A 15874-nucleotide genomic window follows, 5' to 3' on the forward strand; every position below is an offset into this window, starting at 1 on the left:
ACTTCAAATGCGAATCCGCCGTCGTCTGAAAACCCAAATCTCAGGTTTTCAGACGACCCTTGCCCGACAGACACATATTATAAAGTTATAGTGGATTAAATTTAAACCAGTACGGCGTTGCCTCGCCTTGTCGTACTATTTGTAATGTCTGCAGCTTCGTCGCCTTGTCCTGATTTAAATTTAATTAAAGCAGCCCCATGACCGTTAAACCGCATTAATCCCCACAAACACAGGCTAACCGTTTTCAGACGACCTTTATGTTAGAATAGGTCGTCTGAAACCTAGCAATCCGCAAGGAAACACTATGCAAACCTTAGACCCCGAGCTGCAACAGCGCGCGGCGCATATCAAGCTGCTGATATTGGATGTGGACGGTGTTTTGACCGACGGCCGCATCTTCATCCGCGACGACGGCGAAGAAATCAAATCGTTCCACACCCTGGACGGACACGGCTTGAAGATGCTTCAGGCAAGCGGCGTGCAGACTGCGGTTATCACAGGTCGGGACGCGCCCTCCGTCGGCATCCGCGTCAAACAGTTGGGCATAAATTACTACTTCAAAGGCATTTTGGACAAACGTGCTGCCTATGAAGAATTGCGCGCGCAGGCGGGCGTAGAAGAAGCCGAGTGCGCCTTTGTCGGCGACGACGTGGTCGATTTGCCGGTGATGGTGCGCTGCGGATTGCCGGTTGCCGTCCCCGACGCGCATTGGTTTGCGCTGCAACACGCCGCCTATATTACGAAACATGCGGGCGGCGCAGGCGCGGTGCGCGAAGTGTGCGACCTGATTATGCGCGCGAAAGGTACGCTGGGCGCGGCTTTGAACGAGTACATCAAATGAAAGTAAGATGGCGGTACGGAATCGCATTCCCTTTGGTGCTGGCGGTCGCGCTCGGCGGATTGTCGGCATGGCTGGGGCGTATCAGCGAAATCGACATTGAAGAAGTCAAACTCAACCCCAACCAGCCGCAATATACGATGGACGGCATAGACGGGCGGCGGTTTGACGAACAAGGTCGTCTGAAAGAGCATCTGAGCGCAAAAGGGGCGAAACAGTTTCCCGAAAGCACCGACGTACATTTTGAGCTGCCGCACCTCGTCTTCTTCCAAGAAGGCAGCCGGCTTTACGACGTCGGCAGCGACGAAGCCGTATACAACACCCAAACCAAACAACTCCTGTTCAAACACAACGTCGTCCTGACCAAAGCCGCCGATGCCAAGCGGCAGGCAGGCGTCGTCAAAACCGATCTTCTGCACGTCGATACCGAATCGCAATACGCCCAAACCGACACGCCCGTTACCTTCCAATACGGCGAATCGAGCGGCAACGCCGAAGGTCTGACGTATGACCACAAAAAAGGTTTGTTGAACTTCCCATCCAGAGTGAAAGCCACGATTTATGATACAAAAAATATGTAAGGCATGTGTTTTAACCGCATTTTTCGCCACCGCCCCAGCCTACGCCCTGCAAAGCGACAGCAAGCAGCCGATACAGATTGAAGCCGACCAAGGCTCGCTCGACCAAAACAACCAAAGCACCACCTTCACCGGTAACGTCATCATCAAACAAGGTACGCTCAACATCCGCGCCGGCAGCGTCAACGTCTCCCGCAACGACAAAGGCGAACAGTTTATGAAAGCCAGCGGCTCGCCCGTCCGCTTCAGCCAGACGCTCGACGACAACAAAGGCACGGTTAACGGACAAGCCAACAACGTAACCTACTCCTCCGCCATCAACCTCGTTACCCTGACCGGCAACGCCAAAGTCCAACGCGGCGGCGACGTTGCCGAAGGCGCAGTCATCACCTACAACACCAAAACCGAAGTCTATACCATCAACGGCAGCTCGAAATCAGGCGCCAAATCCGCCGCCAAATCCGGCAGGGTCAGCGTCGTCATCCAACCGTCCAGCACCCAAAAAACCAAATAACCAATATCTGACAACACAAAAGGTCGTCTGAAAACCAAAGCAGCAAAAAAACCAAACAACATTTTCAGACGACCTCCGAACCAAGAGTCATTTATGAGCGAAAACACCAGCCGCCTCGTCGTTCAAAACCTGCAAAAAAGTTTCAAAAAACGCCAAGTCGTCAAAAGCTTCTCCCTCGAAATCGAAAGCGGCGAAGTCATCGGCCTGCTCGGCCCCAACGGCGCAGGCAAAACCACCAGCTTTTACATGATCGTCGGACTCATCGCCGCCGACGCAGGCAGCGTTACCCTCGACGGACAAGAACTGCGCCACCTGCCCATACACGAACGCGCCCGCCTCGGCGTTGGCTACCTGCCCCAAGAAGCCTCGATTTTCCGCAAAATGACCGTCGAACAAAACATCCGCGCCATTTTAGAAATCAGCACCAAAGACAAAAGCCGCATCGACGGCGAAGTCGAAAAACTGCTTGCCGACCTCAACATCGGCCACCTGCGCCACAATCCTGCCCCCTCCCTGTCCGGCGGCGAACGCCGACGCGTCGAAATCGCCCGCGTACTCGCCATGCAGCCGCGCTTCATCCTCTTGGACGAACCCTTCGCCGGCGTAGACCCCATTGCCGTCATCGACATCCAAAAAATCATCGACTTCCTCAAATCGCGCGGCATCGGCGTACTCATTACCGACCACAACGTACGCGAAACCCTCAGTATCTGCGACAGAGCCTACATCATCAGCGACGGCACCGTCCTCGCCTCCGGCAAGCCGGACGACTTGGTCAACAACGAACAAGTCCGCTCCGTCTATCTCGGCGAAAACTTCAAATACTGATTTCAAATACTGACCATGACAAACCGCACAATCAATTGTGCGGTTTTTTTAAATGACGAAACCACCCAAAGTAAGTTGACGCATGAAGTGTAAAGTGTTGAAATACACATATCGAATAAAAAACAGCGTTCCCCAAAACGCCAAACACACCATAAAACCTTTTCAGACGACCTCTTTGCCATCGAACCAAACCCGAGGACAAATGCCGTCCGAAATATAAAAAACAATCAACATACATTGCACCATGACCTTACTCGGCCTCAAACTCAGGCAGACCCAACAACTCAATCAACGTCTGCAACAATCCCTGCGCATCCTGCAAATGTCCGGCATCGAACTCGAACGCGAGGTCGAAGACTGGTTGCAGGACAATCCCCTGCTCGAACGTCCCGAAACCGACGAATTTGCCGACGCAGAGTTCAATCACGGCACCACCATACCGCGCAGCAACCACCTCGGCGGCGACGATGCCGAAGACGCGTGGCTCAACATCGCCAAAGAAGAAGATTTCAACCAATACCTGCACTCCCAAGTGTGCGAACACCCCCTTTCCGACAAAGAAGCCGCCTACGTCCACATCCTTATCGACTTCCTGGACGACCAAGGCTATTTCACCGACAGCATTCAAGACCTTATCGACAACACACCCTTGGAATGGATGCTGGACGAAGACGAACTGCAAAACGCCCTCGACCTTTTGCAGACCTTCGACCCGCCCGGCGTTGCCGCCGCCGACCTGACCGAATCCCTGATGCTCCAACTCATGCGCCTGCCCGCCAGCCCCGCGCGTCAGGCGGCCGCCCACCTCATCCAAAGTTCGCTGCACGATTTGGGCAAAAACCGCAAACAAAACATCATCCGCTTCCGCAAACTCTTTCCCGAAATCGACAGCGAAACCATAGAAGCCGCACTCGACATCATCGCCACGCTCAACCCCTACCCCGCCTACGGTTTCGCCTCCTCCGAACCGACCGCTTACATCCAGCCCGACGTTTGGGTCAAAGAAGGCAAAGACGGCTGGAAAGTCATCGGCAACGAAGCTGCCTGGCCCAAACTGCAACTCAACCGCGAATACTGTGAACTCATGAAATCCGCAGAAGACGGCGCACCCGAGTGGAAAGAAAAAATCAACGAAGCCAAGCAGCGCATCGACTCCCTCGAACTGCGCAAAAGCACCGTCATCCGCCTTGCCGAATACATCGTCAAAAATCAGGAAGACTTCTTCATCTTCGGCGAAATCGGACTCGCACCCATGCTTATGAAAGACGCCGCCGCCGAATTGGGGCTTGCCGAAAGCACCATTTCGCGCGCCGCCAACCAAAAATATTTGTCTTGCCCGCGCGGACTATTTGCGTTACGCTATTTCTTCACACAGGCAGTCAATTCCGAAGGCGACAAAGAAGGCCTGAGCCAAGGCGCGATTAAAGCCGTTTTGGGGCAGATTATCGAAAACGAAGACAGCAGCAAACCCCATTCCGACGAAACCCTTGTCCGCCTCCTCAAACAACAGGGCATAGACATCGCCCGCCGCACCGTCGCCAAATACAGGGAATCGCTCGACATCCCGCCGGCACACAAACGCAAACTTACCGAATGACAGTTTTAAACCGCAGTTTTCCCGTTCCGTTTCTGACGGACTGAACCCCACCGAAGGAGCTGTATTATGAATCTGAAAATCACCGGTCTGAATTTCGACGTTACCGAGGCCATCAAAAACTACGTTTCCGAAAAATTGGAACGCATCAACCGCCACGCAGCCAACGCCATTTCCGTTACCATCACCCTTTCTGTGGAAAAACTCAATCAACAGGCTGAAGCAGACATCCATCTGGCGGGCAAAGACCTCCACGTCGAGGCCGTTGAACAAGATATGTACGCCGCCATTGATGTTCTGATGGACAAGCTCGACCGTGCGGTGCTGAAACATAAAGAAAAAAGCGGCGATGTCCGCAACACGGTAAAACCTGCCGCAGAATAGTTCACAATCCTAAAGGTCGTCTGAAAACCTATTTTCAGACGACCTTTACATTAAATTTCCTTTTGCGGTACCAACCCGCACATCACCCCATTTCATCAACCCGCTTCTGAGTTTCTTACCCATAGTGGATTGAATTTAATAGAACACGGCAAAGCCGCCCCATTCCATTAAAACCCATCCACATATGACCCAAAATCCAACACATCCCACCTCAATGCCTTATCCCGCCACCCGCCCACTTGCATGAAAACGGAATGAAAGATAACATTCCCCTCCTTGCAGCTGGGATAAAATATATGTTGCAATCGCCGGGCAGTCGGGTAAAGGTGCAAAATGATTCTACACAGCGTCACCGCTTTAACATTCAGCACATTTTAAAACATTAGAAATTAAAACCGCCCGCTGCCGACCTATTCATTTACTTTCATTCAGGTAGTTTATTCATGGATCAAAATAACACTCCACACCCTAATGTACCCAACGACACTGCTGTCATGACCGTCAAGGATTGGATCATCACATTCCTGATACTCGCCATTCCTATCGTAGGCCTTGTCATGATATTTGTCTGGGCATTTGGGGACGGTAACAAAAACCGCAAACACTTCATGCAAGCTTATTTGTGGCTTATGCTGGTTTGTTTCATTATCATGATTCCACTAGTATTTTTTGTAATGACACGCTTTCCTGCCGCAGTAATGCAGCAACAAAATTTTGGGCAGCCTGCATATGAAGCACCAATGAACAACATGCCTTCTGAAAAATTTGATACCAACAGCCTCCCTGAGCAAGAACCATCTGCCGACGACATGTCGGAACAAGAAAACGAAGCTGCCTCAGAAGTTTCTGAAGAAGTTCCCGAAAACGCCGAAGCTGCCCAATAATCAGAATTTGCCCCGGCAAGTCAAAAGGTCGTCTGAAACAGATTTCAGACGACCTTTTAGCATGAATCAATACTGACTAATATAGTGGATTAAATTTAAATCAGGACAAGGGAAAGCCGCAGACATTACAAATAGTACGGCAAGGCGAGGTAACGCCGTCCTAGTTTAAAGTTAATCCACTATAACTCACGATACACCCGCTTTTCAGACGACCCCTCACAAAGTCTCCGCCTGAAACCACGTTTTGCCGTTGGCGGTGCATTCGAGGATGCGCCAGTCGTAGGTTTGGCTGAGGCGTTCGGCGTGCATGATGTCGGCGGTTGCGCCTGCGGCGGTGATGCTGCCGTTTTTCATCAAGGTGATGTGGCTGGCGTAGTGGGCGGCGAGGTTGAGATCGTGCAACACCATGACGACGGTCATGCCTTGTTCGGGCAAGGTGGTGAGGTGCTGCATCAGGCTGTGTTGATAGCGGACGTCGAGATGGTTGGTCGGTTCGTCGAGGAAGAGGACTTCGGCATCCTGCAACAGCGCGCGGATGACGGCGGCGCGTTGCTGTTCGCCGCCGGAGAGGGTTTGGATGCGTTTGTGTCGCAAGTCGGCGAGGTCGAAATGCTCGAGCAGGGCTTGGGCGCGTCGGGTGTCCGCATGTTTGGGTCGCCGATACCAAGCCAGTTTGGGGTATCGCCCGATGAGGACGTATTCGGACAGGGTCATGGGGAGGTTGAAATGTTCGTGTTGCCCGACCCAGGCGATTTTATGTTGCCTGAGCGCGTCCTTCATGGGTGCTCCACACCAGCTTGCTTGCGGATGGTAGAGGAACTGTTTGAGCAGGGTGGACTTGCCCGCGCCGTTGGGGCCGATGACCGCGCTGACGGCGCATTGGGGAAATTCGGCGCGATCCAAAGACAGGATGGTGCGTTTTCCGGCTTTGACGGTGCAGTTTTCGATGAGCAATGCCATGTCAGCTCCTTTGGTCTTTGACAATCAGCCACAGGAAAAACGGCCCGCCCAAAATGGCGATGACGATGCCGACGGGCAGATCGATGGGGTACACCACCCAGCGGGCAAACGTATCGGCGAGCAACATGAAAATCGAGCCGACGGCGGCGGACAGGATAATCAGGCGGGTGCGCGATCCGCCGACCACCTGCGCCAATACGTTGGGTATCATCATGCCGACGAAACCGATGATACCGCCGAGCGAGACGGCGGCGCCGGTCATCAAAGCCGCGCCGATGATGGTTGCCACGCGTGTGGCGGCGACGCTGATGCCCATGGTGTGTGCGGTTTCGTCACCCAAAAGCAAATAGTCGAGACGGCGGCCGACGGCGGTCAACACGACCAAGCCCGCCAGCATCACGCCGCCTGCGTAAGCCGGCGAAACAAAACCTGCTTCGGAGAAGCTGCCCGAGAGCCAAGTCATGGCGCTGCGTAATGCCATGTCGTCTGAAAGGAAGAGAATCAGGCTGACCAACGCGCCGCACAAAGCGCTGACCACAAAACCCATGACCAACAGCCCCAGCTTGCCGCCGCCGACCAGACGGTGTCCGAGCAGAATCAGGATGCAGACGGCAAACGCGCCCGCAAATGCCGCCAGCGGTACGGCGATGTTCCAGCCCATCGCAATCGCCAGCACTACGCCCATCGCCGCCCCGCCCGACGTTCCGATCAAGCTCGGGTCGGCAAGCGGGTTTTCAAACAAAGCCTGCAACGCCGCGCCGCTGGCGGAAAGTGCCGCGCCGACCAGCAAAGCGACAAAAATACGCGGCAGTCGGATTTCCATCAACACGGGATCGGCGGCAAGCGGATTGCTCCAGCCGCCTTCGCCCACTCCGGCGCAAAACCAAATCAGAAACAAAGATAAAACCGGCAACACCGGAAGCCATTTTTTCATGTTGTGATTCTTTGAAGAGTATTTCGGCAGCGGCTGCGAAACGCCGACGGATCCGCCGTTGCCCGTTTTCAGACGACCTTTTTACGATAAACGCACACGGAACGCGACTGCCTTCATGTGCATCTGTTCCGAAACAACGGCGGCAAAAGAAGGTCGTCTGAAACTGACAAAAAGCCGGATTGCCCATCCGACTTCGTGCCATCACGCAACTTTCAGACGACCGCGCCTTATTTCCCTAAATCGTGCAGCTTGCGGACGATGTCGGGCGTGTAGAGGCCGTAGCGCATATAGTCGTCCGCCTGCCAGAACAAGATGCGTTTGTTTTTCCCGGCGGGGCTGGAAGCGATTTCGGGGCGCGTCATGATTTTGTCGAGGCCGCCGAGGGCTTTTTCATTGTGTTTGGCGATGATGATGACGTCAGGTTTCGCGTTGAGCCAGCCTTCACGCGAAAACGGTTTGAGTCCGTCCACCGAAGCCGCCGCGTTCGTCCCGCCGGCTAAGCGGATAAGCACGTCGCCGACAGTATTTTTACCCGCAACATAACGTCCGTCGTAGCTGAGGATGTAGCGTTTGCCGTTGGCAGGCTGCGCCTTGATGCTGCTTTTAAACTGCTGCGCCAAAGCCTGCGCCTGCTTTTCCTTGCCCAACAATTTGCCGATGCGGGCGAAACTTTGCTGGTATTGCTCCAGCGTTTCGTTTGAATTGACGTTTTCCGCTTTGACACCGGCGCGGCTGAGTTGGGCGTAAATGCCGTCAGGTTTCGCCATCCAGCTTCCGATGACCAAATCAGGCTTTTTGGCGATGATGGGTTCGGCGGAGAAATTGCGGTAAAAGCCGATGGACGGCGTGTTTTTATAGGCGGGGTTGCGGTTGAACTCGTGGATGCCGACGACTTCTTTATCCGCGCCGAGTTTCGCGGCGATGTCGGCAACGTCGGGGGTCAGGATAACGACACGCTGCGCGGCGGCATGAGCGGCAAGCAGGGTCAGGACGGCGGCGAAAATGTGTTTTTTCATGATGTTTCCGTATGGTTTGCGGGGTTTGGAGGTCGTCTGAAAACCGATGACAAGGTTTCAGACGAGGTGTTTGTTCAAAGAAAGATTACAGCCCGTACGTTTGGCGCACTTCGGCAATCAGCGCGCGCCACGCTTCGGATTCCGCTTCGGCATCGGCGGGTCTGCCAAACAGTTGCAGCACCAAATTGCGGCGGTCGTCATAGGCCTCGATGCTGTGGACAATGCCGTTGCTGCCCGGACGGCGGAAGAACCAAAGTTCGGCGAGCTTGGCATCGTCGAGAGTTTGGTATCGTCGAGGAAAATATCTAGAGATTTAATGATATAGATTATCATTTTATTTCAATTTAAGGTCAACCTTCATCAAAAAGTAACGAAAAATCAAAGCAAATTGAGACAATGCCGCCTCGGTTTAATGTGAATCCGTCAAACCGCAAAATTTACGGCAAAACCAACTCCTCCACCCTTGCGCCAAGCCCCAACCTTTCGTCCAAACCCCTTATAAAAACAATACAATTCGGCTACAATAGCCCTTTGCATTTTTTCAGACGACCTTAGCGAAACGTCGTCTGAAACCGAAATACCGAAACCATAGAGAATCACAACATGACCGATTACAGCAAAACCGTAAACCTGCTCGAAAGCCCGTTTCCGATGCGCGGCAACCTCGCCAAGCGCGAGCCTGCGTGGCTGAAAAGCTGGTACGAGCACAAACGCTATCAAAAACTGCGCGAAATCGCCAAAGGCCGTCCGAAATTCATCCTGCACGACGGTCCGCCGTATGCCAACGGCGACATCCACATCGGTCATGCCGTCAACAAAATCCTCAAAGACATCATTATCCGCAGCAAAACCCAAGCCGGTTTCGATGCGCCTTATGTGCCGGGCTGGGACTGCCACGGCCTGCCCATCGAAGTGATGGTGGAAAAGCTGCACGGCAAAGACATGCCCAAAGCGCGTTTCCGCGAATTGTGCCGCGAATATGCCGCCGAACAGGTTGCCCGCCAGAAAAAAGACTTCATCCGTCTGGGCGTGTTGGGCGATTGGGACAACCCCTACCTGACCATGGATTTCAAAACTGAAGCCGATACCGTGCGCATGCTCGGCGAAATCTACAAATCGGGCTATCTCTACCGCGGCGCGAAACCGGTTCAGTTCTGCTTGGACTGCGGCTCTTCGCTGGCGGAAGCGGAAGTGGAATACAAAGACAAAGTATCGCCTGCGATTGACGTTGGCTATCCGTTTAAAGACACCGCCGCGCTTGCCGCCGCATTCGGTTTGCCAGGTATCGAAGGCAATGCGTTTGCCGTCATCTGGACGACCACGCCTTGGACGCTGCCCGCGAGCCAAGCCGTGTCTGCGGGTGCGGACGTGGTGTATCAATTAATCGATACGCCCAAAGGCAAATTGGTATTGGCGAAAGATTTGGCAGAAGACGCGCTCAAACGCTACGGTTTTGCTTCAGACGACCTCAACGTCCTCGCTGAAACCACCGGCGACAAGCTGGAAAACCTGCACATGAACCATCCGTTCCTCGAACGCGATATTCCCATGCTCAACGGCGAACACGTTACCACCGACGCCGGTACGGGCTTGGTGCACACCGCCCCCGCGCACGGTTTGGAAGACTACGCCGTCTGCAACAAATACGGTATCGAGCTTTACAACCCCGTCAACGCCGAAGGCAAATACATCAGCGAAACGCCGCGCGTCGCAGGCATGAGCGTTTGGGAAGCAAATCCCGTCATCCTGCAATGGCTGGAAGAAACCGGCAACCTCTTGGCAAGCAGCAAAATCGAACACAGCTACGCCCACTGCTGGCGCCACAAAACCCCGCTGATTTACCGCGCGACAGGTCAGTGGTTTATCGGTATGGACAAAGCCGGAAGCGACGGCAAAACCCTGCGCGACAAAGCCATCAAAGCCGTGGACGACACCGAATTCTTCCCGTCTTGGGGTCGCGCGCGCCTGGAAGCCATGATCGAAGGCCGCCCCGACTGGGTCGTTTCGCGCCAACGCTACTGGGGCACGCCGATGACCTTCTTCGTCCACAAAGAAACCGGCGAGCTGCATCCGAACTCCGCCGAGCTTTTGGAAAAAATCGCTCTGAAAATCGAAGAAAAAGGCATCGAGGCATGGTTTTCCCTCGATAAAAGCGAATTGTTGAGCGCGGAAGATTGCGAAAACTACGACAAACTTTCCGATACGATGGACGTATGGTTCGACTCCGGCTCGACCCATTATTCCGTCTTGAAACAGCGCGAAGAATTGGACTGGCCCGCCGACCTCTACCTCGAAGGCAGCGACCAACACCGCGGCTGGTTCCAATCCTCCATGCTGACCGGCTGCGCCTCATCCATGGGCCGCGCCCCGTACAAACAGCTTCTGACCCACGGTTTCGTGGTTGACCAAAACGGCCGCAAAATGTCGAAATCCATCGGCAACGTCGTCGCGCCGCAAGAAGTCTATAACGAATTCGGCGCGGACATCCTGCGCCTGTGGGCGGCATCCACCGATTACAGCGGCGAATTGGCGATTTCCAAAGAAATCCTCAAACGCGTAACCGAAAGCTACCGCCGCATCCGCAACACCTTGAGCTTCCTGTTTGCCAACCTCAGCGATTTCGACCCGTTCGAACACACCGTACCGCAGGCAGACATGGTCGAAATCGACCGCTACGCCTTAGTGTTGGCGCGTCAGCTGCAAGAACGTCTGGCGGGCGACTTCTATCCGCGCTATGCCTTCCACTTCGCCGTGAAAGACATCGTCGCCTTCTGCTCGGAAGACTTGGGCGCGTTCTACCTCGACATCCTGAAAGACCGCCTCTACACCACCAAAGCCGACAGCCACGCCCGCCGCAGCGCGCAAACCGCCCTGTATCACATCACGCGCAGCCTGGTTCTCTTGATTGCACCGATTTTGTGCTTCACCGGCGAAGAAGCGTGGGACATCATCGGCGGCGGAGAAGAAGACAGCGTCCTCTTCCACACCTGGCACGAGTTCCCGCCCATCAACGAAAAAGCCGAAGCCGAACTGGTGAAAAAATGGACGGCAGTCCGCGAAGCCCGCGAAGCCGTAACCGCCGCCATCGAGCCTTTGCGCGCCGACAAAACCGTCGGTTCGTCCTTGCAGGCAGAAGCCGAAATCACCGCGCCGGAAGCCACCGCCGACTACCTGAACGCCCTAGGCGAAGAATTGCGCTTTGCCCTCTTGGTATCCAAAGCCGAAGTCAAAACCGGCAGCGAACTCGCCGTTACCGCCAAAGCCAGCGACGGCGAAAAATGCGAACGCTGCTGGCACTACACCCACGACATCGGCTCCGTCGCAGGTCATGAAACCATCTGCAAACGCTGCGCCGAGAATGTGGACGGCAAAGGCGAAGAGCGGCATTACGCTTAAGTGCTGCCGACATTTGATTTTTGAAGTGGATTTTTGTTTGAAAAGCGGCAAAATCAAGCTGGAAACCGCAGCAAGATTGAATACCTTGCGAGAATTTCCGACGCAGAAGATGCCGCTTTAAGAACAAAAAGATACAGAAATTATTGAATAGCGACAGACCCTCAGGTCGTCTGAAAAAAGGTCGTCTGAAAAAAGGTCGTCTGAAAACCAAGATACAGGTTTTCAGACGACCTTTGCTATGGCGGAACGGCTTTACGCTTCGGCCGGTTTACCGCGCAGGGAGAAGGTGTAGGCTTCGGTGATTTCCAAATCGATCATTTGGTTGATCATGTCGGGCGTGCCGGTGAAGTTGACCACGCGGTTGTTGGCGGTACGGGCTTGGAGCTGGTCGGGGTCTTTTTTGGAGATGCCTTCGACCAGACAGCGTTGTACGGTGCCGATCATGGTTTGGTTGATGCGGGCGGTTTCGGCTTCGATGACTTCGTTCAGGGCTTCGAGGCGGCGCACTTTTTCGGCGTGCGGGGTGTCGTCCGGCAGGTTGGCGGCAGGTGTGCCGGGGCGTGGGCTGTAAATGAAGACGAAGCTCAAATCGAAAGCGATGTCTTTGACCAGCTTCAGGGTCTGCTCGAACTCGCGCTCGGTTTCGCCGGGGAAGCCGACGATGAAGTCGCTGCTCAGGCACAAGTCGGGGCGGATGGCGCGCAGTTTGCGGATGATGGATTTGTATTCCAAGGCGGTGTAGCCGCGTTTCATCGCGCTCAATACGCGGTCGGAACCACTTTGAATCGGCAGGTGCAGGTGAGACACCAGCTTGGGCAGGTCACGGTAGCACTCGATAATCGAGTCGGTAAACTCGCGCGGGTGGCTGGTGGTGAAGCGCATACGCTCGATGCCGGGGATTTCGTGGACGATGCGCAGCAGGGTGGCAAAGTCGCAGATTTCGCCGTCTTCCATTTCGCCGCGATAGGCGTTGACGTTTTGTCCCAAGAGGTTGATTTCTTTAACACCTTGCTGGGCGAGGTTGGCGATTTCGGTCAAAACGTCGTTCAGCGGGCGGGAGAATTCTTCGCCGCGGGTGTAGGGGACGACGCAGAACGAGCAGTATTTGGAACAGCCTTCCATGATGGACACGAATGCTGCGCCGCCTTCGACGCGGGCGGGCGGCAGGTGGTCGAATTTTTCGATTTCGGGGAAGGAAATATCGACTTGCGATAGGCCGCTGGTTTCTTTATCCACAATCATTTTGGGCAGGCGGTGCAGCGTTTGCGGGCCGAAGACGACGTCCACATAAGGCGCGCGTTTGATGATGTTTTCGCCTTCTTGGGAGGCGACGCAGCCGGCAACGCCGATGATGAGGTCGGGATTTTTTTCTTTGAGCGGGCGCACGCGGCCTAAGTCGGAGAACACTTTTTCCTGCGCTTTTTCGCGCACGGAGCAGGTGTTGAAGAGGATGATGTCGGCTTCGTCGGCTTCGGTCACTTGTTCGATGCCGCCGTTTTCTTCGGCGAGTACGGCGAGCATTTTTTCGCTGTCGTATTCGTTCATTTGGCAGCCGAAGGTGCGGATAAATACTTTTTTCATGGTTTGTGTCTTTCTCAGGTAGCCCGTAATTGCGGGGCTGATTGTTATGGAAATCTCGATTTCAGACGACCTTGGGGAAGGCTTGGGCGGGTCGTCTGAAACACTGATTCGTCAGGGCGCAAAAATGCGCGGTTGTGCTGCTGCGGCTGCAACAGCCAACCACGCGGTGTGTGTTTGGGTCGTCTGAAACGGGCAGACGGCGGCTTATTGCGCGTCTTGCTTAATCTCGTCGCGGACTTCTTTTTGCGCGGTAAAACGGGAGGCTTCGTCGTCGGTCAAAACCCACACTTCGCGCACGAGGGCGTTGGTGTCGTTGTGCTTGAAGGCGATGGTTTTGCCGGTTTTGCCTGCCAGCCGCCCCATCGGGATGAAGCGGTCGTTTTCGTCGTGGATTTTGGTGAAACGGGTAATCTGCAGCTTGGCGGAATTGCCGTCGGCAAGGCCCAGCGTCAAGAGGCGCGTCCATGAGAAGCCGCCACGGCTCACTTTCAGATAAGGCAGTTCGACCTGTTTCAAAACCGCCGCGTCCATATCGCTAGGCAGCTTGCGCTGGGCAGCGTAGGAGACGGTGGAAACCAAAAGGGTAAGCATTAAAATGAATCCGCGTAACATGATGTTTTCTTTATGGTATAAATGGGTGCGGATTATAGCACAAACGCTTCAAATATGAACAGAGTGATTGTTTTTACAGAACAATTTTCATTTTCAGATACGGCGTTGCGCCGTGGCAGTTTGGGCTTTGGAGGTCGTCTGAAACGGCTGGTGCGGGCAATCTGATGATAAAATACCGCTTATTTTTCAGACGACCTCAGAAAGAACCCGCTATGAACCGTAACGAAATCCTGTTTGACCGCGCCAAAGCCATCATCCCCGGCGGCGTGAATTCCCCCGTCCGCGCATTCGGCAGCGTCGGCGGCGTGCCTCGCTTCATCAAAAAAGCCGAAGGCGCGTATGTTTGGGACGAAAACGGCACGTGCTACACCGATTACGTCGGTTCGTGGGGGCCTGCGATTGTCGGACACGCGCACCCCGAAGTCATCGAAGCCGTGCGCGAAGCCGCGTTGGGCGGTTTGTCGTTCGGCGCGCCCACCGAAGGCGAAATCGTCATCGCCGAAGAAATCGCCAAAATCATGCCGTCCGTCGAACGGCTGCGCCTCGTCAGCTCCGGCACCGAAGCGACCATGACCGCCATCCGCCTCGCCCGCGGCTTTACCGGACGCGACAAAATCATCAAGTTCGAAGGCTGCTACCACGGCCATTCCGACAGCCTGCTCGTCAAAGCCGGCAGCGGCCTGCTCACCTTCGGCAACCCGTCTTCCGCAGGCGTTCCCGCCGACTTTACCAAACACACCTTAGTCCTCGAATACAACAACATCGCCCAACTCGAAGAAGCGTTCGCCCGCAACGGCGACGAAAGCGCCTGCGTCATCCTCGAACCCTTCGTCGGCAATATGAACCTGGTCCGCCCGACCGAAGCTTTCGTCAAAGCCTTGCGCGAATTGACCGAAAAACACGGCGCCGTGTTGATTTACGACGAAGTGATGACCGGCTTCCGCGTCGCGCTCGGCGGCGCGCAGTCGCTGCACGGCATCACGCCCGACCTGACCACGATGGGCAAAGTCATCGGCGGCGGTATGCCGCTTGCCGCGTTTGGCGGACGCAAAGACATCATGGAATGTATTTCCCCGCTGGGCGGCGTGTATCAGGCAGGCACCTTGTCGGGCAACCCGATTGCCGTCGCCGCCGGCTTGAAAACGCTTGAAATCATCCAGCGCGAAGGCTTCTACGAAAACCTGACCGCCTTGACCCGCCGCCTCGCCGACGGGCTTGCCGCCGCCGCCAAAGCGCACGGCATTGAGTTCACCGCCGACAGCGTGGGTGGTATGTTCGGCCTGTATTTCGCCACCCGCGCCCCGCAAAACTACGGCGACATGGCGCGTTCCAATATCGACGCCTTCAAACGCTTCTTCCACGGCATGCTCGACCGCAACACCGCCTTCGGCCCGTCCGCCTATGAAGCGGGCTTCGTCTCCGCCGCGCACACGCCCGAGCTGATTGACGAAACCATCGCCACCGCGCACCAAGTGTTTGCGGAAATGGCGAAGTAAGGCGAAGCGCATCCGCAGAAGCAGGTGTGACTTACATAGCAAAGGTCGTCTGAAAACTCAAATTTAAGTTTTCAGACGACCTTTTAAATTTGAAGCGATACCCGAAAAATACCTTATCGCCTCCCGCAAGTCTGATGTCGGTATTCGACAACGCTGTAATCAGGAAGCAGCCGCATCGAAGGCCAACATTCTGCGGCATACAGGAAACAAAAATCATATCTGCTTTAAAGGCAAGGTCGTCTGAAAGCCTGAATTCAGG

17 protein-coding genes are annotated in these 15874 nt (G+C 54.8%); 10 read left to right on the forward strand and 7 right to left on the reverse strand.

The window, feature by feature from the left end:
• Positions 1-304 precede the first annotated feature (304 nt).
• The 7 genes from HMPREF3066_RS02640 to HMPREF3066_RS02670 all read left to right on the forward strand — a co-directional run bounded on the left by HMPREF3066_RS02640 (position 305) and on the right by HMPREF3066_RS02670 (position 5620).
• The gene (locus tag HMPREF3066_RS02640; RefSeq protein WP_070440257.1) at positions 305-841 is read left to right on the forward strand and encodes a KdsC family phosphatase; all 537 of its coding nucleotides are present in this window, start codon (positions 305-307) and stop codon (positions 839-841) included.
• Entirely contained in the window at positions 838-1419 is a 582-nt protein-coding gene (lptC, locus tag HMPREF3066_RS02645) for an LPS export ABC transporter periplasmic protein LptC (RefSeq protein ID WP_070440259.1), read from the forward strand. Before HMPREF3066_RS02640 ends, lptC begins: the two co-directional genes overlap by 4 nt.
• Complete coding sequence (lptA, locus tag HMPREF3066_RS02650; RefSeq protein ID WP_003766057.1) at positions 1400-1930, forward strand: lipopolysaccharide transport periplasmic protein LptA; 531 nt, start codon at positions 1400-1402, stop codon at positions 1928-1930. The genes lptC and lptA overlap by 20 nt, the downstream gene beginning before the upstream one ends.
• 93 nt (positions 1931-2023) lie before the next feature.
• On the forward strand, positions 2024-2758 hold the full coding sequence (gene lptB, locus HMPREF3066_RS02655) for an LPS export ABC transporter ATP-binding protein (protein WP_003766063.1): 735 nt from the start codon (positions 2024-2026) through the stop codon (positions 2756-2758).
• 244 nt (positions 2759-3002) lie between these two features.
• Positions 3003-4355: an RNA polymerase factor sigma-54 gene (gene rpoN / locus HMPREF3066_RS02660; protein WP_070440261.1), complete on the forward strand. Its 1353-nt coding sequence runs from the start codon at positions 3003-3005 to the stop codon at positions 4353-4355.
• Between the two features lie 66 nt (positions 4356-4421).
• Complete coding sequence (gene hpf, locus HMPREF3066_RS02665; protein ID WP_003757098.1) at positions 4422-4736, forward strand: ribosome hibernation-promoting factor, HPF/YfiA family; 315 nt, start codon at positions 4422-4424, stop codon at positions 4734-4736.
• A gap of 443 nt (positions 4737-5179) precedes the next feature.
• The gene (locus HMPREF3066_RS02670; RefSeq protein ID WP_039408313.1) at positions 5180-5620 is read left to right on the forward strand and encodes a hypothetical protein; all 441 of its coding nucleotides are present in this window, start codon (positions 5180-5182) and stop codon (positions 5618-5620) included.
• A 216-nt stretch (positions 5621-5836) separates the two neighbouring features.
• Here the strand turns inward: HMPREF3066_RS02670 and HMPREF3066_RS02675 are convergent, their stop codons facing one another.
• From HMPREF3066_RS02675 to HMPREF3066_RS02690, 4 genes are all read right to left on the reverse strand, one after another.
• Positions 5837-6580: an ABC transporter ATP-binding protein gene (locus tag HMPREF3066_RS02675; protein ID WP_070440263.1), complete on the reverse strand. Its 744-nt coding sequence runs from the start codon at positions 6578-6580 to the stop codon at positions 5837-5839.
• Position 6581: 1 nt separating this feature from the next.
• A complete protein-coding gene (locus HMPREF3066_RS02680; RefSeq protein ID WP_070440265.1) occupies positions 6582-7514 on the reverse strand; it encodes a FecCD family ABC transporter permease in 933 nt (310 codons plus the stop codon).
• Between the two features lie 227 nt (positions 7515-7741).
• Positions 7742-8530, reverse strand: a complete 789-nt coding sequence (locus tag HMPREF3066_RS02685) for a heme/hemin ABC transporter substrate-binding protein (protein WP_045072742.1) — start codon at positions 8528-8530, stop codon at positions 7742-7744.
• Between the two features lie 85 nt (positions 8531-8615).
• Entirely contained in the window at positions 8616-8843 is a 228-nt protein-coding gene (locus HMPREF3066_RS02690; RefSeq protein WP_321178895.1) for a hemin transporter, read from the reverse strand.
• A 290-nt stretch (positions 8844-9133) separates the two neighbouring features.
• Here HMPREF3066_RS02690 and ileS point away from each other — a divergent pair, with 290 nt between their 5' ends.
• Entirely contained in the window at positions 9134-11926 is a 2793-nt protein-coding gene (gene ileS, locus HMPREF3066_RS02695; protein WP_070440267.1) for an isoleucine--tRNA ligase, read from the forward strand.
• Positions 11927-12178: 252 nt separating this feature from the next.
• Here the strand turns inward: ileS and miaB are convergent, their stop codons facing one another.
• The gene (gene miaB / locus HMPREF3066_RS02700) at positions 12179-13507 is read right to left on the reverse strand and encodes a tRNA (N6-isopentenyl adenosine(37)-C2)-methylthiotransferase MiaB (RefSeq protein ID WP_070440269.1); all 1329 of its coding nucleotides are present in this window, start codon (positions 13505-13507) and stop codon (positions 12179-12181) included.
• A 46-nt stretch (positions 13508-13553) separates the two neighbouring features.
• Here miaB and HMPREF3066_RS13070 point away from each other — a divergent pair, with 46 nt between their 5' ends.
• Positions 13554-13694: a hypothetical protein gene (locus HMPREF3066_RS13070; RefSeq protein ID WP_168160647.1), complete on the forward strand. Its 141-nt coding sequence runs from the start codon at positions 13554-13556 to the stop codon at positions 13692-13694.
• A 17-nt stretch (positions 13695-13711) separates the two neighbouring features.
• Here the strand turns inward: HMPREF3066_RS13070 and HMPREF3066_RS02705 are convergent, their stop codons facing one another.
• Entirely contained in the window at positions 13712-14119 is a 408-nt protein-coding gene (locus HMPREF3066_RS02705) for a hypothetical protein (RefSeq protein ID WP_003758897.1), read from the reverse strand.
• Positions 14120-14331: 212 nt separating this feature from the next.
• Here HMPREF3066_RS02705 and hemL point away from each other — a divergent pair, with 212 nt between their 5' ends.
• Positions 14332-15615 (forward strand): glutamate-1-semialdehyde 2,1-aminomutase, encoded by a 1284-nt coding sequence (gene hemL, locus HMPREF3066_RS02710; RefSeq protein WP_070440271.1) that lies wholly within the window; start codon positions 14332-14334, stop codon positions 15613-15615.
• Between the two features lie 31 nt (positions 15616-15646).
• Here the strand turns inward: hemL and HMPREF3066_RS13270 are convergent.
• Positions 15647-15874: hypothetical protein (locus tag HMPREF3066_RS13270; RefSeq protein ID WP_210385687.1), on the reverse strand; the 228-nt coding region annotated here is incomplete at its 5' end.

The organism is Neisseria sp. HMSC03D10 (assembly GCF_001807625.1).
GTDB lineage: Bacteria > Pseudomonadota > Gammaproteobacteria > Burkholderiales > Neisseriaceae > Neisseria > Neisseria mucosa.

Excerpts from the sequence above, each read along its gene's own strand:
- HMPREF3066_RS02640 (WP_070440257.1), top strand. The coding sequence starts at position 305 with ATGCAAACCTTAGACCCCGAGCTGCAACAGCGCGCGGCGCATATCAAG.
- lptC (WP_070440259.1), top strand. The coding sequence starts at position 838 with ATGAAAGTAAGATGGCGGTACGGAATCGCATTCCCTTTGGTGCTGGCG.
- lptA (WP_003766057.1), top strand. The coding sequence starts at position 1,400 with ATGATACAAAAAATATGTAAGGCATGTGTTTTAACCGCATTTTTCGCC.
- lptB (WP_003766063.1), top strand. The coding sequence starts at position 2,024 with ATGAGCGAAAACACCAGCCGCCTCGTCGTTCAAAACCTGCAAAAAAGT.
- rpoN (WP_070440261.1), top strand. The coding sequence starts at position 3,003 with ATGACCTTACTCGGCCTCAAACTCAGGCAGACCCAACAACTCAATCAA.
- hpf (WP_003757098.1), top strand. The coding sequence starts at position 4,422 with ATGAATCTGAAAATCACCGGTCTGAATTTCGACGTTACCGAGGCCATC.
- HMPREF3066_RS02670 (WP_039408313.1), top strand. The coding sequence starts at position 5,180 with ATGGATCAAAATAACACTCCACACCCTAATGTACCCAACGACACTGCT.
- HMPREF3066_RS02675 (WP_070440263.1), bottom strand. The coding sequence starts at position 6,580 with ATGGCATTGCTCATCGAAAACTGCACCGTCAAAGCCGGAAAACGCACC.
- HMPREF3066_RS02680 (WP_070440265.1), bottom strand. The coding sequence starts at position 7,514 with ATGAAAAAATGGCTTCCGGTGTTGCCGGTTTTATCTTTGTTTCTGATT.
- HMPREF3066_RS02685 (WP_045072742.1), bottom strand. The coding sequence starts at position 8,530 with ATGAAAAAACACATTTTCGCCGCCGTCCTGACCCTGCTTGCCGCTCAT.
- ileS (WP_070440267.1), top strand. The coding sequence starts at position 9,134 with ATGACCGATTACAGCAAAACCGTAAACCTGCTCGAAAGCCCGTTTCCG.
- miaB (WP_070440269.1), bottom strand. The coding sequence starts at position 13,507 with ATGAAAAAAGTATTTATCCGCACCTTCGGCTGCCAAATGAACGAATAC.
- HMPREF3066_RS13070 (WP_168160647.1), top strand. The coding sequence starts at position 13,554 with ATGGAAATCTCGATTTCAGACGACCTTGGGGAAGGCTTGGGCGGGTCG.
- HMPREF3066_RS02705 (WP_003758897.1), bottom strand. The coding sequence starts at position 14,119 with ATGTTACGCGGATTCATTTTAATGCTTACCCTTTTGGTTTCCACCGTC.
- hemL (WP_070440271.1), top strand. The coding sequence starts at position 14,332 with ATGAACCGTAACGAAATCCTGTTTGACCGCGCCAAAGCCATCATCCCC.